The organism is Stenotrophomonas sp. G106K1, from assembly GCF_037969685.1.
Lineage (GTDB): Bacteria > Pseudomonadota > Gammaproteobacteria > Xanthomonadales > Xanthomonadaceae > Stenotrophomonas > Stenotrophomonas lactitubi.
The window spans coordinates 1-23,884 of record NZ_JBBPFR010000005.1; the positions used below are offsets into that span (position 1 = coordinate 1).

The window sequence follows — 23,884 nt, forward strand, 5'->3', positions numbered from 1 at the left end:
CCCCCTTCATGCCCCACCCGCCCGGCCCCTGACAGTTTCCTGCGTGGCCCGCCACGGAATGGAAGAAGAAAATCAAAGGCAAGAGCGGGTCGCGCGCTGCGTTTGCTCGTGCATCTGTAGAGCCGAGCCCACGCTCGGCTTGCTGTTGGAACAAGCAGCCGAGCATGGGCTCGGCTCTACAAAGACCCCAAAAACCAAAACAAAGAGGGACGCGGCGAAGCCGCGTCCCTCTTTCAAATTCCGTCCCGACAACCCAATGCTCTTCGATCCGTCACCGGACAACTGTCAGAGGTGGGGCGGGATGGGTTCGCGGGGGTGTCCGCGGCATGGATGCCGCGGCCAAGCCTCCACGGACGGATCCACGGCGTCCCCCGCGAACCCAACCCGCCCCGCCAAGCGAGGCAATAACCCAGAGCCGCCTTTGACGTTGCAGTTGCAGTTGCAGTTGCAGTTGCCTGCCGCAGGCAGCGCCCGCGGCCGCCGCCGCAAAGGAAACCCCTTAGATCTTCTTCGCCAGCGACTCCGCCAGGCCGGTATAGCTGCCCGGGGTCATGTCCAGCAGGCGCTGCTTGGCATCGGCCGGCAGTTCCAGCCCCTGCACGAACGTGCGCATCGACTCGGCCGTGATGCCCTGGCCACGGGTCAGCGCCTTCAGCTGCTCGTACGGGTTCGGCAGGCCATGGCGGCGCATCACCGTCTGCACGGCCTCGGCCAGCACTTCCCAGGCCGCATCCAGATCGGCATCCAGGCGCTGCGGGTTCACTTCCAGCTTGCCCAGGCCCTTGGCCAGCGAATCCAGTGCCACCTGGCTGTGGCCGAACGCGGTGCCCAGCGCGCGCAGCACGGTGGAGTCGGTCAGGTCACGCTGCCAGCGGCTGATCGGCAGCTTCGCGCTGAAGTGCTCGAACAGCGCATTGGCAATGCCGAAGTTGCCTTCGGCGTTCTCGAAATCGATCGGATTGACCTTGTGCGGCATCGTCGACGAACCGACTTCGCCTTCCTTCAGGCGCTGCTTGAAATAGCCCAGCGAGACGTAGCCCCAGATGTCGCGGGCCAGATCGATCAGGATGATGTTGGCGCGGCGGGCGGCATCACCGATCTCGGCGATGTTGTCGTGCGGCTCGATCTGGGTGGTGTACGGGTTGAACACCAGGCCCAGGCCGGTGACGAAGCGCTCGGCGAAGGCCGGCCAGTCCACGTCCGGGTAGCTGGCGATGTGTGCGTTGTAGTTGCCGACCGCGCCGTTGATCTTGCCGGTCAGTTCGACCGCGGCGATCTGCCGGCGCTGGCGCTCCAGGCGGGCGACCACGTTGGCCAGCTCCTTGCCGAGGGTGGTCGGCGAGGCGGTCTGGCCGTGGGTGCGCGACAGCATCGGCTGGCCCGCCTGGGCGTGGGCCAGCGTGCGCAGTGCATCGGCGACGCCGTCCAGGGTCGGCAGCAGCACTTCGCGACGGGCCTGTTCCAGCATCAGGCCGTAGCTGAGGTTGTTGATGTCTTCGCTGGTGCAGGCGAAATGCACGAACTCCAGCGCCGGGGCCAGTTCGGCATCATCCTTCAGCTGTTCCTTGATGAAGTACTCCACTGCCTTGACGTCATGGTTGGTGGTGCGCTCGATCTCCTTCACGCGCGCGGCCTGGGCCGGGCTGAAGCCGCTGGCCAGTGCACGCAGGCGGGCGATGGCGGCATCGGAGAACGCGGCCAGCTCGACGATGCCCGGCTCGGCGGCCAGGGCCAGCAGCCACTCCACTTCGACCGTGACACGGGCCTTGATCAGGCCGTACTCGGAGAAGATCGGGCGCAGGGCGTCGACCTTGCCGGCATAGCGGCCATCGAGCGGGGACAGGGCGAGCAGGGCGGATTCGGACATGTCGGTAGGGCTGGGACGGGCGGCGGGGCCGATATTCTACGACGCGTGGCCTTTGCATGCTCGGTAGCGCCGGTCCATGTCCGGCGGATGGTGGCCGCGCTGCGCGCTCGCCGGGCGCGTCCCGGCGCTACCCGTTCAATCGGCCATGCGGATGAAACGATCTGGCCCGTCCTCGCCATCCCACGCTGCGGACAAGGGAGTATCGTTGTCGCAGCCGCCAGCCCGGGAAGCGACATCCTGCCAGCCGCCGCTTCCCTTTCCCCAACCGAAGTAGTGCGGAGTTGATGCAATGAGCAAAGCTGCAAGCAAGAGCGCCCCCAAGGGTTTCCGGATCGAGCACGACAGCATGGGCGAACTGCAGGTGCCTGCCGACGCCCTGTGGGGCGCGCAGACCCAGCGCGCTGTACAGAATTTCCCGGTGTCGGGCCAGCGCATGCCGCGCGGCTTCATCCGTGCACTGGGCCTGGTCAAGGGAGCCGCCGCCAGCGTCAACGCCGAGCTGGGGCATCTGCCGAAGACCGTGGCCAAGGCCATCCAGTCTGCCGCCGCCGAAGTGGCTGACGGCACGTGGGATGCGCAGTTCCCGATCGACGTCTACCAGACCGGCTCGGGCACCTCCTCGAACATGAATGCCAACGAGGTCATCGCCACGCTGGCCAATCGTGCCGGCAAGGCAGGCAAGACCACCGTGCACCCGAACGATCACGTCAACCAAGGGCAGAGCTCCAACGACGTGATCCCGACGGCGCTGCGCGTGTCGGCCGTGCTGGCCACCCACGAGCAGCTGCTGCCGGCGCTGGTGCACCTGCGCAGGACGCTGGACAAGAAAGGCCGCAGCCTGCGCAAGGTGGTCAAGACCGGCCGCACCCACCTGATGGACGCGATGCCGCTGACCTTCGAACAGGAATTTGGTGCGTGGTCGGCGCAGCTGGCCTCGGCACAGGAGCGCATCGAGGACAGCCTGAAGCGCGTGCGCCGCCTGCCGCTGGGTGGTACCGCCATCGGCACCGGCATCAATGCCGACCCGCGCTTTGGCGCGCAGGTGGCCAAGGCGCTGAAGCAGCAGACCGGCTTCAAGTTCGACAGCGCCGAGAACAAGTTCGAAGGCCTGGCCGCGCAGGATGATGCGGTGGAACTGTCGGGCCAGCTCAATGCGCTGGCGGTGGCCCTGATCAAGATCGCCAACGACCTGCGCTGGATGAATGCCGGTCCGCTGGCGGGCCTGGGCGAGATCGAACTGCCGGCGCTGCAGCCGGGGTCCTCGATCATGCCGGGCAAGGTCAATCCGGTGATTCCGGAGGCGACGGTGATGGCCTGCGCGCAGGTGATCGGCCACCACACGGCGATCACCGTGGCCGGCCAGACCGGCAATTTCCAGCTCAATGTGACGCTACCATTGATCGCGGTGAACCTGCTCGATGGCATCGGCCTGCTGGCCAATGTGTCGACCCTGCTGGCCGACAGCGCCATTGCCGGACTGAAGGTGCGCGAGGATCGTGTGGCCGAAGCGCTGGCGCGCAATCCGATCCTGGTGACCGCGCTGAACCCGATCATCGGCTACGAGAAGGCCGCAGCGATCGCCAAGCGTGCCTACAAGGAGCAGCGCCCGGTGCTGGACGTAGCGCTGGAAGACAGTGGCCTGGCCGAAGCGGAGCTGCGCCGGCTGCTGGACCCGACCGCGCTGACCGCCGGTGGCATCCAGGCCGGTGGCGGTGGTGCCGGCGGTTGATCTGCAATCTGCGCTCTGTAGAGCCGAGCCTATGCTCGGTTCTACAAACGGAAACGCCGCCCGGGAGGGCGGCGTTCTCGTTTCAGCGACGGTCGGCGACGATGTTGCCGAAGGTCTCGGTGTAATCCTTGAACTCGGGAATGGTCTGCACCAGGTCCGGCGGAATCACCTGCATGCCTTCCGGCGGCACGATCTTCACCGGCTGCATGTTGGGATCGGCCGGGGCGGCCACCAGGGTGTTCTGGCGCAGCACCTGCAGCTTTCCGAACATCGTCTGCAGCATCTGCTTCTGCTCGGCGTTGAGCGGGATCAGGATCTCGTCGATCTTCATCTGCCCGTCGGGCAGGATGATGATGTTCGGCGCCGGCTGGCGGCGTACGGTCACGATGCTTTCGCTGACCGAGATCTTCGGTTTGCCGCGCTCGGCGCGGTGGTTGCGATAATCCTGGTCACAGCCGACCAGGCCCAGGCAGAGCAGGGCGGCCAGCAGCAGAAACAGCTTTTTCATGGCAGTTCAATCGAGTGCATCCGGGGCCCTCATTGTAAGCCCGCCGGGGCGCAGCGGCCGGCAACGCAGGTGCGCCGCCGGCCGGGTGCGCTGATCTGTCACAGGGTCAGCGGTTGACGACGGTGTCCTTGCCGCAGTCGTCCACATCGCTCTGGTCCATCGTGGCGTAGGGCTTGAACGCCGGCAGCGAGGCCGCCAGCGCCTGCTGGCTGGCCAGCAGGGCCGGCATGCGGTCGCAGATGCGCTTGGCCTGTGCTTCGATCTTGGCGGCCTCGGCGTTGATCCGCTTTTCGATGCCTTCGCTGTCGCCGCTGAAGATGCCCTTCAGTGCTTCACCGGCAGCGTTGGCACCGAGCTTGGCGCCCGCCAGGCCCACGTCCATGCCGTCCATCGCCACCGCCACCACGTGGCCGCGGTAATCGAGCAGCTGGCGGCGCTGGCCATCGTCCAGCGTCACCTGCTTGCCGCCGATCAGCAGCTGTCCCTGCGGGGTGATCTCCGCGCGCGGCTGGCTGTCGGCGGAGATCTTGATGTTGCCCTCGGCGATTTCCTTGCGGGCATCGTCCATCGCTTCCTTGACGGTCTGGCCGACACCGCCGGCGGTCTCGGCCACCGCCTTGCCGGCAGTCTTGTCGGGGCTGGAGGTGCCGCCACAGGCGATCAGCGGCAGGCACAGCAGGGCAGCAGGCAGCAGGCGCAGCAGGTTCATGGCATTCCCCTCGAATCGGATGGTTGGGCGTTACTTGCCGCGGGGCAGGGTGACGGTGCCGGCCACACTGCGATGCTGGACGTCGCCGCTGCCGCTGTGCTCGACGGTAAGGCTGCCGCGCACGCCGTCGACGTCGATGTCGCCCGAGCCGTGGCTGCGTACCCGGACGTTGCCGCCGACCTGTTCGATATCGACATTGCCGGAGCCGACCCCACCGATCTCGATGTTGCCCTGCACCTGCTTGAAGCCGATGTCGCCGGAGCCAACGGTATCCAGCCGCGCGTTGCCGCGCACGTCGGTCACCTTCAGGTCACCGGAACCGACGGTGCCGATGCTGGCGTCTCCGCCGATGTTGCGGGCGTTGACGTCGCCCGAACCGAGCGAGAGCAGGTTGAACGATGCGGCACCATCGACATCCAGGTCGCCCGATCCCACCGCGGCATGCACGCTGCCACGGGTGCGGCGGGCGATGCCGTCACCAGAGCCCACGTCCATGCTCAGCGACTGCGCGTTCTCGATGCTGCCGTCGCCGGAGCCGATCTTGAACTGCAGCGGCAGGTTGTCCGGCACGCTGCCACGGATATCCAGCCAGGCGTAGCTGCTGCCCATCGACAGGGAGTCGCGGCTGTCGCGGCGCAGGCTGACCACCAGCTTGTCGCCCACGCGCCGCTGGTCCACCACCAGCTGGTCCAGCCAGTCCTTGTTGGACGCGCACGCGCGGCCTTCGAGCTGGCCGCCACCGGCGCTGGCGACCACCTTCAGGTCATGCTGGTTGATCTCGAACACCACCGCCCTGGCGCCGGTTGCGTCGATCTTCAGCGTGCGTGGTTCAGAGAACTTGCAGTTCGGTGCATCGGCGGCCAGCGCCGACAAGGGCAACAGCAACAGCGCACTACAGGCAATCAGGGAACGCATGGTGGTACCTCCAGGGTGAAGGTCAGATTTCGCCAGCGCGCTTGCGCAGACGGATGGCAAGGAAGATGAAGACCGCGCCGAAGGCCGCGCCGATCCACAGGTCGGGCATGGCAAGTGATTTCAGCTGCGCGGCGGGCGACATCAGTGCCACGATCGAGTCCAGGTCCTGCCTGGATTCGCCACCACCGGCGCGGTACAGCAGGTCCATCCCCGGCATCGCGCCCAGCAACAGGCGGCCGACGATGTGCTGCCAGAACCAGCCGGTGGTCAGGTCGAACAGATGCATCAGTTTGGTGGTGCTGACGATGATGCCGGCAAACAGCGGCAGCATGACCGCCCAAAGGAACGGCTTGCTCCGTGCCCAGGCCGAGCACAGCAGCAGCCAGCCCGCAGTGGGCAGCGCCCACAGGGCGTACACCGGGATGGACACGAACATGCCCATGACCAGGCTCATCGGATTGGCAGGTCCCACGATCAGCTGCATCGCATCGCCGCCGTGGGAGACCACCACCAGGCACAGTATCAGCATGAACACGAGCAGGGTCAGGCTGGACGCGATGATGGCGATGAGCGGTGCGACGATCAGTGCACTGAACACCTTGGACAGCACGGTCTGGGTGTCCGACAGCGGCAGCGATTTCCAGAACAGGATGCTGCGGTCGCGACGGTCGTCATACAGCGCGCCCAGGCAGTAGAAGAACACCACGAATGCGAGCACGATCAGCGGCCAGGACGAGGTCAGTACCATCGCCAGGTCGAGGCCGTTGCCCAGGTCGGCCATGTCCTTGGTACTGATGTCGCGGGTCAGCACGGCCAGATCCAGGCCGTTGATGTTCACGTTCTCGCCGTCGATGTGCAGGCCGCCATCGCGCGCGGCACGATGCAGGGCGAACAGGCCCAGGCCGATGCCGATGCCGCTCATCAGCAGCGAGACGATGCCGGCGATCACCGGGGCGTACAGGAAACCACCGCGGTTTTCCCAGTATTCGCGCTTGAGCAGCCAGCGCAGGGTGCCTGCAGGGCTGACAGGATGGTTGACGGCATTCATGCGTAGGTCCCCTTCATGACAGCGACGAACAGATCGGCAAGGCCGGCGTTGCGGGTTTCACCCAGGCTGGCCAGCTGGCTGCGTGGCACCCCGTCGAACAACAGGACCGTCTTGCCGAAGGCCTGGCTGCGCTCGTCGATGGGCTTCAGTGCGCGGGCGGTTTCAAGCTGATCGGCGCCGACCAGCAGTTCGGTATAGCGCTCGCCGACCTCGTCCATTTCCGCATCGAGCACGATGCGGCCATCCCGGATGAACATCACATCGGTGAGGATGTGCTCGATCTCCTCCACCTGGTGGGTGGTGACGATGATGGTCTTCTGCTCGTCGAAGTAGTCTTCCAGCAGGCGCTGGTAGAACTCCTTGCGATACAGGATGTCCAGGCCGAGCGTGGGTTCGTCCAGCACCAGCACCTTGGCGTCGATGGCCATCACCAGGGCCAGGTGCAGCTGCACGATCATGCCCTTGGACAGTTCACGCACGCGCTGCTTGGGCTGCAGCTTGGTATTGGCCAGGAAACGTTCGCAACGGGCACGGTCGAAGCGCGGATGCACGCCGGCGACGAAGTCGATCGCCTCACGCACCTTCAGCCAGCGCGGCAGCACGGCGACATCGGCGATGAAGCAGATGTCGTTCATCAGATCGTCGCGGTGCGCACGCGGGTCACGGCCCAGCACGCTCAGCTCGCCTTCCACCGAGGTCAGGCCGAGCACTGCTTTCAGCGCGGTGGTCTTGCCGGCACCATTGGGGCCGATCAGGCCGATGATGCGGCCTGCCGGTATGGAGAAGCTGGCGTTGTCGAGCGCGAGCGTGTTCTTGTAGGCCTTGCGAAGGCCACGGGCGGTAATGACAGTGTCGCTTGGTACAGCGGTAGTGGGACTGGCATTCATCAGAATTTCCCCTGGGGCAACAATTCGTCGAGACTCAGGCCCAGTCGCTGGATGCGCTCCAGTACGGCCGGCCATTCTTCATTGAGGAAGCGTTCGCGCTCGCTGCTGCGCAGCTGCGTGGCCGCCTGTTCGGTCATGAACATGCCCAGCCCGCGGCGCTTCTCGACCAGGCCTTCATCGGCCAGCTCCTGGTAGGCGCGCGAAACGGTGATGGGGTTGAGCTGGTAATCGGCGGCCACCTGACGCACCGAAGGAAGGGCATCGCCCGGCTTGAGTATTCCGTCAAGCATCATCGCGATAACGCGTTCCTTCAGCTGGCGGTAGATGGGAGCGCCGTCGCTCCACTGGATGTCGCTCATATTCAGCTCCGTGGGGTCAGCGGCTGTGCGAACGAGAAATACGGCATGGACAGGGAGCTGTGCAGCCGACGCGGGGGGGAGGGAGCGGCATTCCCTGCAGGGGGTATTGCAGCGTCCTGCGTACTGTTTTCGGAGAGGGCGGGGGAGGAAGCGGCCGGGGGGGCCGGCATGGTCAGCCAGACCAGGACGAACAGGGTCGATACCGCGGTGACCGCGGGGGCGGTAAGGCTGCGACGCATCCGGGTGTTCATGGTTCCCCCTGTCTCAGGTGACTGGTGTTGTATGCAACTATAACACCGGCACGCCTGTGTGCAAGTCCTGCCGCTACCCAACTGATGGCAGGGGTGGTCATGGCACTGAAATATTATTTCAACTATTTGATTTTGATTGAAAAATAGAGATGCGGCGGGCTGTTTTCGGTCAGTCTTCCATTCAGCCATGTCCATGCTATGTCATCAGATAAGGGCGGAGGCGCGTTGCCAGCGACTTCCGCCACGCCGTGCAAAGCGCAACAGCGTCAGCGTCTGTGCTCCAGAGGCGTGCAGGCGCCGGTGCTATAGTTCGGCCGATTCCCGGCCGGTCACGGCCGGACCCTTGGAACGGCTACCGCGGAACGTCTCCCATGCCTTTGTCGACTGCCTCCTCGCGCCGCCTTCGCGGCCTGTCCCTGTTGACCCTGCTGGCCACTGGCCTGGCCACGTCGGCCGGCGCGTTTGCCGCCGATCTGCTGGATCTGTCGTATCGGCCACTGGCGGGCAAGCAGCAGGTCAACCTGCAGCAGCGTTACCACGGGCAGGTGCTGCTGGTGGTCAATACCGCAAGCAAGTGCGGCTATACCCCGCAGTACGAAGGCCTGGAAGCGCTGCAGAAGCAGTACGCCGGCAAGGGGTTTGCAGTGCTCGGCTTCCCGTCCAACGATTTCAAGGGACAGGAGCCCGGTGACGAAAAGCAGATCCAGGATTTCTGCACGCTTACTTATGGTGTGAAATTCCCGATGTTCGAAAAGGTGCACGTGACAGGCGCGCAGGCTACGCCGCTGTATCAGCGCTTGACCGCCGCCACCGGCGTGGCGCCCGCCTGGAATTTCCACAAGTATCTGGTCGGGCGCGATGGCAGGGTCATTGCCCAGTTCGCCAGCAAGGTCACCCCGGATGATCCGCAGCTGAAAGCGGCCATCGACAAGGCGCTTGCAGCACCAGCTGCACATTGAATGCCGGCATGGATGCCTCGACATCGACGGCATGCGTGCGACAATACGTGTTTTCGCGCCGACGTCGGCGTCCAGTCACTTCCAGGAATGCAGCGAATGAAAATGGGAATGCGCGGCGCCGCGGCGTCGGTTCTGATTCTGGCGATGGGCACCTCCGGTGTCGCCCTGTCGCAACAACCGGCCGCTCCCTCGGCCGCCAAGGAGACCGCACCCTTGAATTCCCCCAAGCAGAAGCTCGGCTACGCCATTGGTCTGGATGTGGCCAAGTCGTTCGCGCCGATCGCCGATGAAATCGATGCGGCCGCGCTGCGCACTGCCGTGGAACGTTCCTTCGAAGGCCTGCAGCCGCAGATCACCCAGGAACAGGCCAAGGCCACCGATGCCGCCCTGCGCCAGGTAGTGATGGCCCGCAGCGGCCAGCAGGTGCCGGGCGTCGCGCCGGGCTCGCAGCCGGCGAAGGTCGACCGGGTCAAGGTCGCGCAGATGATCGGCGCCTATTCGGTCGGGCCGTCGCTGGCACAGCTGAAGGATGATATCGATACCGCCTCGCTGTTTGACGCGATCAACACTGGCCTGAGCAAGGGCCAGCCGAAGATGACCGAAGCCGACGCCACTGCCACCATCCAGGCGTTCATGGGCGCCAAGCAGGCCGAAATGCAGGCCAAGGCCGCACAGGCCGCGCAGACCAACCGTCAGGAAGGCAACGCGTTCCTGGACAAGAACAAGACCCAGCCGGGCGTGGTGACCACCCCGTCGGGCCTGCAGTACCAGGTGATCCGTCCGGGCAGCGGCGAGCGTCCGTTGCCGTCCAGCAAGGTGCGCGTGAACTACGAAGGCAAGCTGCTCAACGGCACCGTGTTCGACAGTTCCGCGGGCCGTGGTCCGACCGAGTTCGGTCTGGACCAGGTCATCAAGGGCTGGACCGAGGGCCTGGCCCTGATGCCGGTCGGCTCGAAGTACCGCTTCTGGATTCCGGGTGAACTGGCATACGGCGAGAACGGCACCCCGGGTGGTCCGATCGGTCCGAACGCCACCCTGACCTTCGACGTCGAGTTGCTGGGCGTTCTGCCGTAAGCCACCACGGAGTCAGCACGGATATGCGCGTTGCGATTTTTGGTACCGGTTATGTAGGTCTGGTGACCGGCACCTGCCTGGCCGACGTCGGCCACCAGGTGGTCTGTGTCGATATCGACCAGGCCAAGGTGGATGGCCTCAACCGGGGCATCATCCCGATCTACGAGCCCGGCCTGGAGCCGATGGTGAAGGCCAACCACGCCGCGTCGCGGCTGGTGTTCACCACCGACGCGGCGACCGCCATTGGCCACGGCCAGGTGGTGTTCATCGCCGTGGGCACGCCGCCGGACGAGGATGGCAGCGCGGACCTGCAGTACGTGCTGGCCGTGGCCCGCACCATCGGCCGGTACATCTCGGTGCCGACCGTGGTGGTCAACAAGTCGACGGTGCCGGTAGGCACCGCCGACAAGGTGCGTGCGGCCATCGCCGAGGAACTGGCAGCACGTGGCGCGGATATCGCCTTCGATGTGGTGTCCAACCCTGAATTCCTGAAGGAAGGCGACGCCGTTGCTGACTGCATGCGGCCTGACCGCATCATCATCGGTGCCACCAATGCCGAGTCGGTCGCCGTGATGCGGCGCCTGTACGCACCGTTCAATCGCAACCACGATCGCGTGGTGGAGATGGACGTGCGTTCGGCCGAGCTGACCAAGTACGCCGCCAATGCAATGCTGGCCACCAAGATTTCGTTCATGAACGAGATCGCCAACATTGCCGAGCGCGTCGGCGCCGACGTCGAGCAGGTCCGCCAGGGCATCGGTTCGGACCCGCGCATCGGCTGGCACTTCATCTATCCGGGTGCCGGTTACGGCGGTTCGTGTTTCCCCAAGGATGTGCAGGCACTGGCCCGCACCGCGCAGCAGGCCGGCCTCGAACCGAAGCTGCTGAACGCAGTGGAGGCGGTCAATGAATCGCAGAAGGGGCACCTGTTCGCCCTGATCCAGCGCCACTACGACAAGGGTGAGGACGAAGGCGTGCGCGGCAGGACGTTTGCCGTGTGGGGCCTGGCGTTCAAACCGAATACCGACGACATGCGCGAGGCCTCCAGCCGCCGCCTGCTGGCCCAGTTGTGGGAGGGCGGTGCGACCGTGCGCGCCTACGATCCGGAGGCGATGCATGAATCGCAGCGGATCTTTGGCGAGCGCGATGATCTGGTGTTCTGTGACAGCGCCGACGACGCGCTGCAGGGTGCCGATGCGCTGGTCGTGGTAACCGAGTGGAAGCAGTTCCGCAGCCCCGATTTCCAGATGCTGCGCGAGCGGCTGAAGGATGCGGTGGTGTTCGATGGCCGCAATCTGTATGAGCCGGCCGACGTCGAGGCCGCTGGCCTTGCGTACTACGGCATAGGCCGGGGGCGTTCGCTGCATGTCTGAAGTACCGACCGAACGCGAGCAGGCGCTGGAAGCGCGCCTGGTCGAGCTGGAGATGCGCGTGTCCTTCCAGGAACACGCGTTGGCCGAACTGAGCGATGCACTGGCAGACGCGCGTATGGAAGGCAGCCGCAATGCCGGCATCCTGCGCGTGTTGCTGGAGGACCTGGGCAAGGTCCGCAATGCATTGAATTCTTCTGATCCGGCGAGCGAACCGCCGCCGCCGCACTACTGATCCATATCCTATGAGCGATACCCTCCGCGACCAGCTGATGGGCCTGGGCTTCAAGCCCGCGCCCAAGCCCGAGCGCAAGAATGATGGCCCCCGCCGTGATGGCCGCCCGCAGGGCAAGGGTGGCGCTGGCAATGGAAAGCCGCAGCACGCAGGCAAGGGCGAACACAAGCCTGGCGAGCGGCGGGCGCATGGCAGTGGCGGCCCGGGCAAGCCTGGCCAGCAGCGTGGCCAGGGCCACGGGCAGGGTCCGCGCAAGCCGCGTACCGCCGAGGAAATGGATCTGGCCAAGGCCTACGCGATCCGTGCCCAGCGCGAGAAGGAAGAGCGTATCGAGACCGAGCGCCTGAAGCAGGAAGAGGCACGCCAGCGCCGCGAGGCCAAGGTGAAGCTGGAAGAGCTGCTGAAGGACAAGGGCCTGAATGCTGAAGCGGCCGACATCGCGCGCCACTTCCCGTACGGCGGCAAGATCAAGCGCATCTACGTCACTGCCGAGCAGCTCAAGGCACTCAACGCCGGCGAACTGGGCGTGGTCCAGCTCAACGGTCGCTACCTGCTGGTGACGGCCGAGGTTCTGGCCCAGTCTGAAGCGGTGTTTGCGGCTTCGGTGGCGTTGAAGGTCGACCCGAATGCGCCGGCCGAGGACGATCCCTACGCCGACCCGCAGTACCAGGTGCCCGACGACCTGGTCTGGTAAGTCTCTGGAAAGTCACAACAACGACGCCGGGCAATGCCCGGCGTCGTTGTTTGATGCGGTACTGTTCTGGACGCAGTGCGTGCTCATTGGGTGGAGTCGGGCGCTAGCTGCCCCTGCTGCTCCAGCCGCCCGAGGAAGGTGACTATCTGTTGCGCGATCAGTACGGCGTGCTCCTCAACGGCGAAATGTCCCGCATCGATCAGGCTGATGTCGGCATCTGGCAGATCGCGGCGATACGCCAGTGCACCGGCGGCGATGAACGCGGGGTCATGCTTGCCCCATAGCACCAGCGCTGGAGGTTGGTGCGTACGCAGGAATGCCTGCCATTCCGGATAGGCCTCTATATTGGTCCAGTAGTCCTGGAAGAGTTGCACCTGCGCCAGTTGCTGGGCTTGGCTGGCCAGGCCTCTGAGATCGTGTTGCCATGCGTCGGGGCTGATCTTCTCAGGGTGACCGTTCACGTCCCGCAGGTATTGCAGGTTGATCACGCCTTCAGCTGAGGTCAGGCCATGCAACTGCAGGAGGGTGCCGGGGGAAGCGTCACGGTGTGCCTGTTCGAAGAAGCGCAGCCGTGCCGGTGTGAGTCCGTCCAGATAGGCATTGGCGTTCTGCACCACCAGCGCCTGCAATCGTTCGGGCTGCAGCTGCATGAGGCGGAAGCCCACTGGTGCACCGAAATCCTGCATGTACAGGCTGTAACGCTGCAATCCCACCGCGTCGGTGAACGCGGCGATGTGCCGTGCCAGGCGCTGGAACGTGTAGTTCTCGTCGGTAGGGTCGGGATGGTCTGTCAGGCCGGAGCCAAGGTAGTCCGGTGCGATCACATGGTAGTGGCCGGACAGGAGAGGGATGAGTTCTCGGTACGTATGCGACGACGACGGATAGCCGTGCAACAGAAGCAGGGTGGGCCGTGAGCGTTCGCCGGCTTCCCGGTAGAAGGTGCGATGCCCATCAACATCGATGCTGCGATAGAAGGTCTTCGATGGCCAGGCCGCTGGAGGCGGCGCGGCTGCCGCAGATGCGGACGCCAGCAGTGTGAGCAGAAGCAGGAAGAGTCGCATGAGGGATCCACTCCGGGGGAGCGGGCAGGATGAAACAGCGTTATCTCGAATGGAGCCGATCTCGCGCTTCTGAAGCAATCGCGTTCAGGAATATTGGCTGCACGCGTCAATTGTCGTCGCAATTGCGACTCAACAGGTGATGGGGCACCCCGTCGCGATAACGCCGCTTCGCAGGGGACTAGTCGAATGCGTCAGATGGTCACCGTGCGCAACGTATCGGACTCGACGGCATCATTCCGGATCGTAATCCAGATTCGAAGCCAGCCAACGTTCGGCCTGGGCGCGGTCCACGCCCTTGCGGCGTGCATAGTCAGTCACCTGCTCGCGGCCGAGACGGCCGACCACGAAATACTGGCTCTGCGGGTGGCTGAAGTAGTAGCCCGACACCGCCGCGGTCGGCAGCATCGCGAAGCTTTCAGTCAGCTGCATGTCGGCGTTGGTCTCCGCGCCCAGCAGGTCGAACAGCCGGCGCTTCTCGCTGTGTTCGGGACAGGCCGGGTAGCCGGGCGCAGGGCGGATGCCGCGGTACTTTTCGTCGATCAGCGCTTCGTTGTCGAGTGTTTCGGCGTGGTCGTAACCCCAGAAGCTGGTGCGTACGCGCTGGTGCAGGCGTTCGGCCAGGGCTTCGGCAAAGCGGTCGGCGAGCGCCTTCAGCAGGATCGCGTTGTAGTCGTCGTGGTCGGCTTCGAAACGGGACACGTGCGCGTCGATACCGATGCCGGCGGTGACCGCGAAGGCGCCGATCCAATCCTGCTTGCCGCTGTCGGCAGGGGCGATGAAATCGGCAAGGCAGAAGTCAGGGCGTTCGGCAGGCTTGTCCACCTGCTGGCGGAGGAAGTGCAGGGTGGTCTCGCCATCGGGATGCTGCACACGCACGTCGTCGCCGACGCTGTTGGCCGGCCACAGGCCGAACACAGCCTTGGCCTGCAGCCACTTCTCGTTGACGATGCGGTCGAGCATCGCGCGCGCGTCCTGGTACAGCTCGCTGGCCTGGGTGCCGACGATCTCATCGGTGAGGATGGCCGGATACTTGCCGGCCAGCTCCCAGGCCTGGAAGAACGGCGTCCAGTCGATGTAGGGCACCAGCTCGGCCAGCGGGTAGTCATCGAATACATGCAGGCCTGGCTGCTTCGGTGTGGGTGGCGTGTACGCCTCCCAGTCGCCCTGGAACTTCTGGCCGCGTGCATGTTCCAGCGAGACCAGGCGCTTGGCGTCGCCGCGGTTGCGATGGCGGGTACGGATCTCGGCGTAGTCGGCTTCGTTGGCAGCGACGAACGCATCGCGCAGCTCGCGCGAGATCAGCGATTGCGCCACGCCCACGGCACGCGAAGCATCCTTCACCCAGACCGTCGGCGCCTTGTAGTGTGGGTCGATCTTCAACGCGGTGTGCGCACGCGAGGTGGTCGCACCGCCGATCATCAGCGGCAGATCGAAGCCCTGTCGCTGCATTTCACGGGCGACATGGCTCATTTCCTCCAGCGACGGCGTGATCAGGCCGGACAGGCCGATGATGTCGGCGTGGTGCTCGCGTGCGGCATCCAGGATCTTCTGCGCCGGTACCATCACGCCGAGATCGATCACCTCGAAGTTGTTGCAGGCCAGGACCACGCCGACGATGTTCTTGCCGATGTCGTGCACATCGCCCTTCACCGTGGCCATGATGATCCTGCCATTGCTGCGGGCGGTGTCGCCGCTGCGTGCCTTTTCGGCTTCGATGTAGGGCAGCAGGTAGGCCACCGCCTTCTTCATCACCCGTGCCGATTTCACCACCTGCGGCAGGAACATCTTGCCGGCACCGAACAGGTCGCCGACCACGTTCATGCCATCCATCAGCGGGCCTTCGATCACGTCCAGCGGACGGCTGGAGCGCTGCCGGGCTTCTTCGGTATCGGCTTCCACCCACGCGTCCAGGCCATGCACCAGCGCATGCGCCAAGCGTGCGTCCACCGGCTTCTCGCGCCAGGCCAGGTCTTCGGTCTTCGCCGCGCCCTTGCTGCCCTTGTAGCGCTCGGCGATTTCAAGCAGGCGCTCGGTGGCATCACGGCGGCGGTTGAGGATCACGTCCTCCACCCGCTCGCGCAGGTCCGGCTCCAGTTCGTCGTAGATCGGCATGGCGCCGGCGTTGACGATACCCATGTCCATGCCCGCGGCGATCGCGTGGTACAGGAACACCGAGTGGATCGCCTGGCGCACGGTCTCGTTGCCACGGAACGAGAACGATACGTTCGATACGCCGCCGGATACATGGCAGTGCGGCAGCGTCTGCTTGATGATGCGGGTGGCTTCGATGAAGTCGACCGCGTAGTTGTCATGCTCTTCAATGCCGGTGGCGACGGCGAAGATGTTCGGGTCGAAGATGATGTCCTGCGGCGGGAAGCCGATGTCATCGACCAGCAGGCGATAGGCGCGTGTGCAGATTTCGACCTTGCGCGCGCAGGTGTCGGCCTGCCCGGCCTCATCGAAGGCCATCACCACCGCGGCGGCGCCATAGCGCAGTACTTTGCGCGCATGCTCGCGGAACAGCTCCTCGCCTTCCTTCAGCGAGATCGAATTGACCACGCTCTTGCCCTGCAGGCACTTCAGGCCAGCCTCGATCACGCTCCATTTGGAGGAATCGACCATCACCGGGATGCGCGCGATGTCCGGCTCGGACATGATCAGGTTGAGGTAGCGGGTCATCGCCGCTTCCGAATCGATCAGGCCCTCGTCCATGTTGACGTCGAGGATCTGCGCGCCGCTGGCCACCTGCTGCCGGGCCACGTCCACCGCTTCTTCGTAGCGTCCTTCCTTGATCAGCTTGCGGAACTGCGCACTGCCGGTGACGTTGGTGCGTTCACCGACATTGACGAACAGCAGGTCCGGGGTGATGACCAGCGGTTCCAGGCCGGACAGGCGGGTAGGGCGGACAGGCGTCATGATCGGCGGCAACTCAGCGGCAACAGGGGGGCGTGCGGGAGGGGGCGGAGGTGTTCATGCCGCCTGCACCTGGGCGGCAGGCAGGGTGCGCGGCGGCAGCCCGGCTACCGCAAGCGCGATCGCGCGGATATGGTCCGGGGTGGAGCCGCAGCAGCCACCAACCAGGTTCAGCAGACCATCTTCGGCAAAGCCGCGCAGGGTGGCCGCCATTTCCTCGGGTGTTTCGTCGTACTCGCCGAACGCATTGGGCAGGCCCGCATTGGGATGGGCACTGACGTAGCAGTCCGACACCTGCGACAGGGTTTCCACATGCGGACGCATCGCGTCGGCGCCGAGCGCGCAGTTCAGGCCGATCGACAACGGCCGTGCATGCGCGAGTGATGCCTGGAAAGCCTCGGCGGTCTGCCCGGACAGGGTGCGCCCGGAGGCATCGGTGATGGTGCCGGAAATCATGATCGGCAGCCGCGCGCCACGTGCATCGAAGGCTTCCTCGATGGCATACAGCGCGGCCTTGGCGTTGAGCGTATCGAAGATGGTCTCGACCATGATCGTGTCGGCGCCACCATCGATCAGGCCATCGATGGCTTCGCGGTAGGTGCTGCGCAGTTCGTCGAAACTGGTGTTACGGAAACCGGGATCGTTGACGTCCGGGCTGATCGAGGCGGTGCGGCTGGTCGGGCCGAGTACACCGATGACGAAGCGTGGCTTGCCCGGCGTGGTCGCCTCCACCGCATCACAGCAGGCACGGGCGACGGCAGCGCCCGCCTTGTTCAGCTCGTACACCAGGTGTTCGAGGTGGTAGTCGGCCTGGCTGACCGCGGTGGCGTTGAAGGTATTGGTTTCCACCAGGTCTGCGCCGGCTTCCAGGTACGCGCTGTGGATGCCGGCGATGACCTCCGGTCGGGTCAGCAGCAACAGATCATTGTTGCCTTTCAGGTCGTGGCCTTCCGGTGTTCCGCCATGGTCGCAGCCGCGGCCATGGGCGTGGTCGTAGCCGCCGGCGAAGCGCTCGCCCCGGTAGTCGTCTTCCTGCAGGCCGTGGCGCTGGATCATCGTGCCCATCGCGCCGTCGATGATCAGGATGCGATCACGCAGGGCGGCGAGCAGCAATTCCACGCGTTCCGGGTGCAGCCAGGGCAGGGCGGGCATGTCGACCTCAGGGCTTGTTGGCGATCAGCGAGATCACTTCGAAATGCGGCGGGCGCTTTTCGCGGGTGACCGTTTCCAGGTTGGAGACCTGCAGGCCGGCCTTGTCGACGAACTTCTTCAGTTCCTTGTCGCTGAAGCCGAGGTTGACGTGGCCATAGGCATCGACCGCGGCCTTGTGCTCGTGGCGGGCCAGGCTGCACAGCAGCAGGCGACCGCCCGGGCGCAGCACGCGTGCGGCCTCGGTGACCGCCTGCGCCGGCTTGCTGGCGTAGGTCAGCGCGTGCATCAGCACGACCAGGTCGAAGCTGCGGTCCTTGAAGGGCAGGGCATGCATGTCGCCCTCGCGCACTTCCACATTGGGCAGGCGACGCAGGCGTTCGCTGGCGGCGGCCACCACGCGCGCGCTGGTGTCGATGCACACGTAACGCCTGGCGTGCGGGGCAACCAGTTCGGCCAGCACACCGTCGCCGGAGGCGATATCCAGCACGTCGCCGGTTTCCAGCAACGGCAGCGCGGTGCGCGCCAGCGCTTCCCAGGTGCGCCCCGGAGAGTAGTGGCGCTCCATGTCGCCGGCCACGCTGTCGGCCCAGTTCTGGTCGGAAGCGCGGTGGGCGAGCACCGCAGCGACCCGTTCAGCATCCTGGCGCAGCAACGGGTCATCGCTTCCGTTGCTCAGGGCATGCCACAATGCACGCTGCGCCGGGTCCAGCTGGGCCTCGTCGAAACGGTAATAGGCCGACACGCCCGCGCGGCGGTCGCGCACCAGGCCGGCTTCCTTCAGGCGCGCCAGATGCGTCGATACCCGTGGCTGCGCCAACCGGGTGATGGCCGAGAGCTCGGCCACGGTCAGCTCTTCCTGCTCCAGCAGCGCCAGCAGGCGCACACGGGTAGCGTCGGCGAACACCTTCAGGCGGGTCGACCAGTCTTCCAGATCCATAAACATCTACCTATCGCGATATAGAGATATATTCGCTGACAGGGGCTGCCCGGTCAAGCCGCAGCCTGGGCCGAGTCAGCCGCCAATGCCCCGCCCCCGGTACAATCGGTGAACCATTTTCCCGGGAGGGTGTTGTGGATTTCAGCTTTACCGAAGAGCAGTTGATGCTGCAGGACGTTGCGCGCCGGATCGCGCAGGAAAAGATCGCCCCAAGTGCGGAGCACCATGACCGTACGGGTGAGTTCCCGCTGGACAACATCCGCCTGCTGGGCGAGAACGGCTTGATGGGCATCGAAGTGCCGTCCGAATATGGTGGCGCGGGCATGGACCCGATCGCGTACGTGCTGGCGATGGTGGAGGTCGCCGCCGGTGATGCTGCGCATTCGACCATCATGTCGGTCAACAATTCGCTGTTCTGCAACGGCATCCTGACCCATGGCAGCGAAGCGCAGAAGCAGAAATACGTGCGTGCCATCGCCGAGGGCGAGGCCATCGGTGCATTCGCACTGACCGAGCCGCAGTCGGGCTCGGATGCCACGGCGATGCGTTGCCGTGCGATCAAACAGGCCGACGGCAGCTACGTCATCAATGGCAAGAAGAGCTGGATCACCTCCGGCCCCGTGGCCAAGTACATCGTGCTGTTCGCGATGAGCGAGCCGGACAAGGGCGCGCGTGGCATCACCGCCTTCATGATCGACACCGACAAGGCCGGTTTCGGTCGCGGCAAGACCGAACCGAAGCTGGGCATCCGTGCCTCGGCCACCTGCGAGATCGAGTTCAACGATTACGTGGCGCAGCCCGAGGATGTGCTGGGCCTGGAAGGCGAGGGCTTCAAGATCGCCATGGGCGTGCTCGACGCCGGCCGCATCGGCATCGCCTCGCAGGCGATCGGTATCGCCCGTGCCGCCTATGAAGCGACCCTGGAGTACGTGAGGGATCGCAAGGCCTTCGGTGCGGCCATCGGTACCTTCCAGATGACCCAGGCGAAGATCGCCGACATGAAGTGCAAGCTGGACGCGGCGCTGCTGCTGACCCTGCGTGCGGCATGGGTGAAGGGCGAGGGCAAGCGCTTCAGCAACGAGGCCGCCATCGCCAAGCTGACCGCTTCGGAAGCGGCGATGTGGATCACCCACCAGGCCGTGCAGATCCATGGCGGCATGGGCTATTCCAAGGAAATGCCGCTGGAGCGCTACTTCCGTGATGCCAAGATCACCGAGATCTACGAAGGCACCTCGGAGATCCAGCGGCTGGTGATCGCCCGCAACGAGACCGGGCTGCGTTGACAGCCATCGGGTAGATCCACGCCATGCGTGGATGGTGCGGACCAAGGTCCGCACCCACCTCGAAGCGCAGCGCAAAATGCCTTGGGTCACTCCAAGGCTTCTTCATCGGAGTGTGCTTCCCGATCAATTGCCTCTGCAGGTCAGTGTCCGTCCATCCCAGCGACAATCCAGCCCGCCTGCGATGCCGCTGCCTTCGATGACCGTCACGCCGTAGAGGCGTGCGGTATCGATCCAGCGCAGCATCGCCTCCTTGTCCTTGAACTGATAGACACCAGCAAAGCCCTGTGCGGTATCCGGATTGCTGGCGGCGCCGTCGGGGATGCGTTTGCCCTGTGCATCCTTGCTTCCGCCTTGTACGTATTTGGCCTCGTTAACGGAGTCGGCGCGGATGAGGAGGGTTGTCTTGGAACCGTCCCGCCACGTGATGACGTATATCGCTCCGTCGATGCCAAGCGCCTTGCTGACGAAGCTCAGGCCAATGGAAGAGAGAAACGTCGCCATGCTGTTCCAGATGGTGGAGTTGGTGGTGGCACCGGTGAACGCTTCACCGATCTGTGATTCAAGTCGGAACCGAGCGGTCGCCATCTGGGCGATATCGTGTGCGTTATGGCCCTTGAATTCATCGGGACTCGTAGTTGACGAATCCGGCTGCGACATGAGCGGCCGGGCATGGGCTCGGCTCTACAGAAAAGCAGCAAAGAAAAAGGCCCCGGATCGCTCCGGGGCCTTTCTCGTTTCAACTCACCGTCGGATCAACGATCCGGGCGGTGGGCGCTTTCCGCATCACGCTGGCGGCCGAGGAATTCCTTCGACGGTTCATCCAGCTTGTCGCCCAGCATGCGCCGCACGACCACGAAGAACACCGGGATCATCAGCAGGCCGAGCAGGGTGGCGAACAGCATGCCGCCGATCACGCCGGTACCGATGGCGTGACGCGAGTTGGCGCCGGCACCGGTGGAGATCGCCATCGGGATGACGCCCATGATGAACGCGAAGGACGTCATCAGGATCGGGCGGAACCGCAGGCGCGCCGCTTCGATGGTGGCATCGCGCAGGGTCTTGCCCGCCGCACGCTGTTCCACCGCGAACTCCACGATCAGGATCGCGTTCTTCGCGGCCAGGCCGATCACGGTGATCAGGCCGATCTTGAAGAACAGGTCGTTCGGCAGGCCACGCATCATCGACAGGGCGAGTGCACCCAGCACGCCGAGCGGTACCACCAGCAGCACCGCCACCGGGATCGACCAGCTTTCATACAGCGCCGCCAGGCACAGGAACACCACCACGATGGACAGCACCAGCAGCAGCGTCGCGGCGTTGCCGGCCAGGATTTCCTGATAGGACAGGCCGGACCAGTCGTAGCCGAAGCCCGCCGGCAGGTCGTCGTTGACGATGCCTTCCATGGTCTGCATCGCTTCACCCGAGCTGGTGCCCGGTGCCTGCGAACCGACGATGTTGATCGCCGAATAGCCGTTGTAGCGGCTCAGCGACGGCGGTGCCGAGACCCATTCGGACTTGACCACCGTGCTCAACGGGATCATCGCGTTGGTGCCATCGGCATTGGTGGTCAGGCTGGACGGGCTGTAGAAGCTCTTCAGCGATTCCTGGCCGGTGCGGTACGGACCATCGGCCTGCATGGTCACGCGCTTGATGCGGCCTTCGTAGAAGAAGTCGTTGACGTACACCGGGGCCAGCATCAGCTGGATGGTGCTGTACACGTCCGACACCGACATGCCCATCGACTGCGCCTGCACGCGGTCCACGTGCAGCTGAAGCTGCGGGGCGTTTTCCAGACCGTTCGGGCGCACGCCGACAAGATGGTCCGGCTTCTGCGCGGCCTGGCCGAGCAGGATGTTGCGGGCCTGGGTCAGCTGCTCGTAACCGGCACCGCTGCGGTCCTGCAGCCACATGTCGAAGCCACCGAACTGGCCGAGGCCCTGCACGGTTGGCAGGTTGACCACGAAGATCTGCGCTTCCTTGATGCCGTAGAACGCGCCGTTCATGTTCTGGATGAATTCCGGAGCAGTGAACTTGCGCTCTTCCCACGGCTTCAGGCGGATGAAGCCCATGCCCACGTTCTCGCCGGAGCCGACGAAGCTGAAGCCGGCCACCTGCAGCATGCCTTCATAGCCATCCTGCTTTTCCAGGATGCCACGCATCTGTGCGAACGCTTCGTTGGTCTGGCTCTTGGTCGATCCCGGCGGCAACTGCACGATCGCCAGTGCATAGCCCTGGTCTTCTTCAGGCAGGAAGCTGCCCGGCATGCGGGTGAACAGGAAGCCGCACAGCGCGGTCAGCACCACGAACAGGATCATCCAGCGTGGGGCATGGCGCACCGCGGAGGTGATGTGGCCCACATAGGTGTGGCTGATCTTGTCGTAGTACTTGTTGAAGGTGCGGTAGACGATGTTCGGGTTGTCGTTGTGCGTCGGCTTGAGGAACGTCGCGCACAGCGCCGGGGTGAAGCCCAGTGCCAGGAACGCCGAGAACGCCATCGAGATGGCGATGGTCAGGGCGAACTGCTTGTAGATCTCACCGGCCGCACCGCCCTGCAGGGCCGAGGGGATGAACACTGCCGCCAGCACGACGGTGATGGCCACCACCGCGCCGGTGATCTGGGTCATCGCCTTCTGCGTGGCCGGCTTCGGCGCCAGTCCTTCCTCGGTCATGATGCGTTCGACGTTCTCGATCACCACGATCGCGTCATCGACCACGATGCCGATCGCCAGCACCATCGCGAACAGGGTCAGCTGGTTGATCGTGAAGCCGATCATCCACATGCCCAGGAACGTACCCAGCAGGGCCACCGGGATGACCAGCGTCGGGATCAGGGTGGCGCGGAAGTTCTGCAGGAAGATCAGCATCACCAGGAACACCAGCAACACGGCTTCGAACAGGGTCTTGACCACTTCCTGGATCGAGATCTTGACGAAGGTGGTGCTGTCGTACGGCGAGAACCAGGTGACGCCGGACGGGAAGCTGGGCTGCAGCTCGTCCATCTTGCCGCGCACGGCCTCGGCCACGTTCAGGGCGTTGGCGCCCGGCAGCAGCTGGATCGCGAAGGCGCCGGTGGGCTTGCCGTTGTACTGGGTATCGAAGCCGTAGTTGTTGGCGCCGAAGGCAACGCGGGCGATGTCCTTCAACAGCACGCGCGAGCCATCGGCATTGGCCCGCAGGATGATGTTCTCGAACTCCTGCGGCGAGCTGAAGCGGCCTTCGGCCGATACCGTTGCAGTGAAGTGCTGGCCTTCCGGCGACGGGTCGGAGCCCAGCGCACCGGCGGCGAACTGCACGTTCTGCGCCCGTACCGCCGCCAGCACCTGGCTGGCCGACAGGCCATAGCCCTGCATCTTCTCCGGGTTGAGCCAGATGTTCATGGCGTACTCGGAACCGAACTGCTGGGTGCTGCCGACGCCGGGGATGCGCGAGACCTGGTCGAGCACGCGCGAGCCGACGATGTCGTTCAGCGCGTCACGGTTGATGGTCGGCGTATCGGACTGCAGCGCCACCACCATCAGGAATCCGGCGTTGGCCTTGGCCACCACCACGCCCTGCTGGGTGACTTCCGAAGGCAGTCGCGGCGTGGCCAGCGAGACCTTGTTCTGCACCTGCACCTGGGCGATGTCCGGATCGGTACCGGTCTCGAAGGTCAGGGTGATCGAGGCGCGGCCGTTGGACGCGGACGAGGAGCTGAAATACAGCAGGTGATCGATACCGGTCAGCTGCTGCTCGATCACCTGGGTGACCGACTTCTCCGTGGTGTCCGCGCTCGCGCCCGGGTAAGTGGCCGAGACGGTCACCTGCGGCGGGGCGATGTTGGGGTAGGACTCTACGCCGAGGTTGAGGATCGCGATCACGCCGCTGAGCGAGATCAGGATCGCCACCACCCAGGCGAAGACTGGATGTTCGATGAAAAATTTAGGCATGACGGAA

At 64.8% G+C, this 23,884-nt stretch carries 20 protein-coding genes; 7 read left to right on the forward strand and 13 right to left on the reverse strand.

What is annotated here, in order from left to right:
• Nucleotides 1-499: 499 nt before the first annotated feature.
• Entirely contained in the window at nucleotides 500-1,867 is a 1,368-nt protein-coding gene (gene purB / locus WKB25_RS06455; RefSeq protein WP_340569501.1) for an adenylosuccinate lyase, read from the reverse strand.
• A gap of 289 nt (nucleotides 1,868-2,156) precedes the next feature.
• Between purB and WKB25_RS06460 the strand changes: the two genes are divergently transcribed.
• Nucleotides 2,157-3,596: a class II fumarate hydratase gene (locus WKB25_RS06460; RefSeq protein WP_340569502.1), complete on the forward strand. Its 1,440-nt coding sequence runs from the start codon at nucleotides 2,157-2,159 to the stop codon at nucleotides 3,594-3,596.
• Nucleotides 3,597-3,678: 82 nt separating this feature from the next.
• Here WKB25_RS06460 and WKB25_RS06465 read toward each other — a convergent pair whose 3' ends face one another.
• The 6 genes from WKB25_RS06465 to WKB25_RS06490 form a co-directional block, all read right to left on the reverse strand.
• Nucleotides 3,679-4,104 (reverse strand): hypothetical protein, encoded by a 426-nt coding sequence (locus tag WKB25_RS06465; RefSeq protein WP_032951937.1) that lies wholly within the window; start codon nucleotides 4,102-4,104, stop codon nucleotides 3,679-3,681.
• A gap of 106 nt (nucleotides 4,105-4,210) precedes the next feature.
• Nucleotides 4,211-4,813: a DUF2884 family protein gene (locus WKB25_RS06470; RefSeq protein WP_340569504.1), complete on the reverse strand. Its 603-nt coding sequence runs from the start codon at nucleotides 4,811-4,813 to the stop codon at nucleotides 4,211-4,213.
• 30 nt (nucleotides 4,814-4,843) lie between these two features.
• Nucleotides 4,844-5,728, reverse strand: coding sequence for a hypothetical protein (locus tag WKB25_RS06475; RefSeq protein WP_340569505.1), 885 nt, complete (start codon nucleotides 5,726-5,728; stop codon nucleotides 4,844-4,846).
• 22 nt (nucleotides 5,729-5,750) lie between these two features.
• A complete protein-coding gene (locus WKB25_RS06480; RefSeq protein ID WP_340569507.1) occupies nucleotides 5,751-6,776 on the reverse strand; it encodes a hypothetical protein in 1,026 nt (341 codons plus the stop codon).
• Entirely contained in the window at nucleotides 6,773-7,663 is an 891-nt protein-coding gene (locus WKB25_RS06485) for an ABC transporter ATP-binding protein (protein WP_340569508.1), read from the reverse strand. The genes WKB25_RS06480 and WKB25_RS06485 overlap by 4 nt, the downstream gene beginning before the upstream one ends.
• Nucleotides 7,663-8,022 (reverse strand): GntR family transcriptional regulator, encoded by a 360-nt coding sequence (locus tag WKB25_RS06490; protein WP_012511573.1) that lies wholly within the window; start codon nucleotides 8,020-8,022, stop codon nucleotides 7,663-7,665. The genes WKB25_RS06485 and WKB25_RS06490 overlap by 1 nt, the downstream gene beginning before the upstream one ends.
• A gap of 622 nt (nucleotides 8,023-8,644) precedes the next feature.
• On the opposite strand from WKB25_RS06490, the gene WKB25_RS06495 reads away from it, so the two are divergent.
• The 5 genes from WKB25_RS06495 to WKB25_RS06515 all read left to right on the forward strand — a co-directional run bounded on the left by WKB25_RS06495 (nucleotide 8,645) and on the right by WKB25_RS06515 (nucleotide 12,605).
• Complete coding sequence (locus WKB25_RS06495) at nucleotides 8,645-9,232, forward strand: glutathione peroxidase (RefSeq protein WP_340569511.1); 588 nt, start codon at nucleotides 8,645-8,647, stop codon at nucleotides 9,230-9,232.
• Between the two features lie 96 nt (nucleotides 9,233-9,328).
• Nucleotides 9,329-10,306 carry an FKBP-type peptidyl-prolyl cis-trans isomerase gene (locus tag WKB25_RS06500; RefSeq protein ID WP_340569512.1) on the forward strand — a complete coding sequence of 326 codons (978 nt, stop codon included), beginning with the start codon at nucleotides 9,329-9,331 and terminating at the stop codon, nucleotides 10,304-10,306.
• Between the two features lie 23 nt (nucleotides 10,307-10,329).
• The gene (locus tag WKB25_RS06505; RefSeq protein ID WP_340569513.1) at nucleotides 10,330-11,679 is read left to right on the forward strand and encodes a UDP-glucose/GDP-mannose dehydrogenase family protein; all 1,350 of its coding nucleotides are present in this window, start codon (nucleotides 10,330-10,332) and stop codon (nucleotides 11,677-11,679) included.
• Nucleotides 11,672-11,911, forward strand: a complete 240-nt coding sequence (locus WKB25_RS06510) for a SlyX family protein (RefSeq protein WP_025876828.1) — start codon at nucleotides 11,672-11,674, stop codon at nucleotides 11,909-11,911. Before WKB25_RS06505 ends, WKB25_RS06510 begins: the two co-directional genes overlap by 8 nt.
• A gap of 10 nt (nucleotides 11,912-11,921) precedes the next feature.
• Nucleotides 11,922-12,605 carry a DUF2058 family protein gene (locus WKB25_RS06515; RefSeq protein WP_340569516.1) on the forward strand — a complete coding sequence of 228 codons (684 nt, stop codon included), beginning with the start codon at nucleotides 11,922-11,924 and terminating at the stop codon, nucleotides 12,603-12,605.
• A gap of 83 nt (nucleotides 12,606-12,688) precedes the next feature.
• Here WKB25_RS06515 and WKB25_RS06520 read toward each other — a convergent pair whose 3' ends face one another.
• The 4 genes from WKB25_RS06520 to WKB25_RS06535 all read right to left on the reverse strand — a co-directional run bounded on the left by WKB25_RS06520 (nucleotide 12,689) and on the right by WKB25_RS06535 (nucleotide 18,668).
• Complete coding sequence (locus tag WKB25_RS06520) at nucleotides 12,689-13,666, reverse strand: alpha/beta hydrolase (RefSeq protein WP_340569517.1); 978 nt, start codon at nucleotides 13,664-13,666, stop codon at nucleotides 12,689-12,691.
• 231 nt (nucleotides 13,667-13,897) lie between these two features.
• Complete coding sequence (gene metH, locus WKB25_RS06525) at nucleotides 13,898-16,582, reverse strand: methionine synthase (protein WP_340569519.1); 2,685 nt, start codon at nucleotides 16,580-16,582, stop codon at nucleotides 13,898-13,900.
• 54 nt (nucleotides 16,583-16,636) lie between these two features.
• Nucleotides 16,637-17,731 carry a homocysteine S-methyltransferase family protein gene (locus WKB25_RS06530; protein ID WP_340569521.1) on the reverse strand — a complete coding sequence of 365 codons (1,095 nt, stop codon included), beginning with the start codon at nucleotides 17,729-17,731 and terminating at the stop codon, nucleotides 16,637-16,639.
• A 7-nt stretch (nucleotides 17,732-17,738) separates the two neighbouring features.
• Entirely contained in the window at nucleotides 17,739-18,668 is a 930-nt protein-coding gene (locus WKB25_RS06535; RefSeq protein ID WP_089236121.1) for a metalloregulator ArsR/SmtB family transcription factor, read from the reverse strand.
• A gap of 134 nt (nucleotides 18,669-18,802) precedes the next feature.
• Here WKB25_RS06535 and WKB25_RS06540 point away from each other — a divergent pair, with 134 nt between their 5' ends.
• Nucleotides 18,803-19,951: an acyl-CoA dehydrogenase family protein gene (locus WKB25_RS06540; RefSeq protein WP_340569523.1), complete on the forward strand. Its 1,149-nt coding sequence runs from the start codon at nucleotides 18,803-18,805 to the stop codon at nucleotides 19,949-19,951.
• A gap of 123 nt (nucleotides 19,952-20,074) precedes the next feature.
• Here the strand turns inward: WKB25_RS06540 and WKB25_RS06545 are convergent, their stop codons facing one another.
• Complete coding sequence (locus WKB25_RS06545; protein ID WP_340569524.1) at nucleotides 20,075-20,536, reverse strand: hypothetical protein; 462 nt, start codon at nucleotides 20,534-20,536, stop codon at nucleotides 20,075-20,077.
• 167 nt (nucleotides 20,537-20,703) lie between these two features.
• The gene (locus WKB25_RS06550; RefSeq protein WP_340569526.1) at nucleotides 20,704-23,877 is read right to left on the reverse strand and encodes a multidrug efflux RND transporter permease subunit; all 3,174 of its coding nucleotides are present in this window, start codon (nucleotides 23,875-23,877) and stop codon (nucleotides 20,704-20,706) included.
• Between the last annotated feature and the right edge of the window lie 7 nt (nucleotides 23,878-23,884).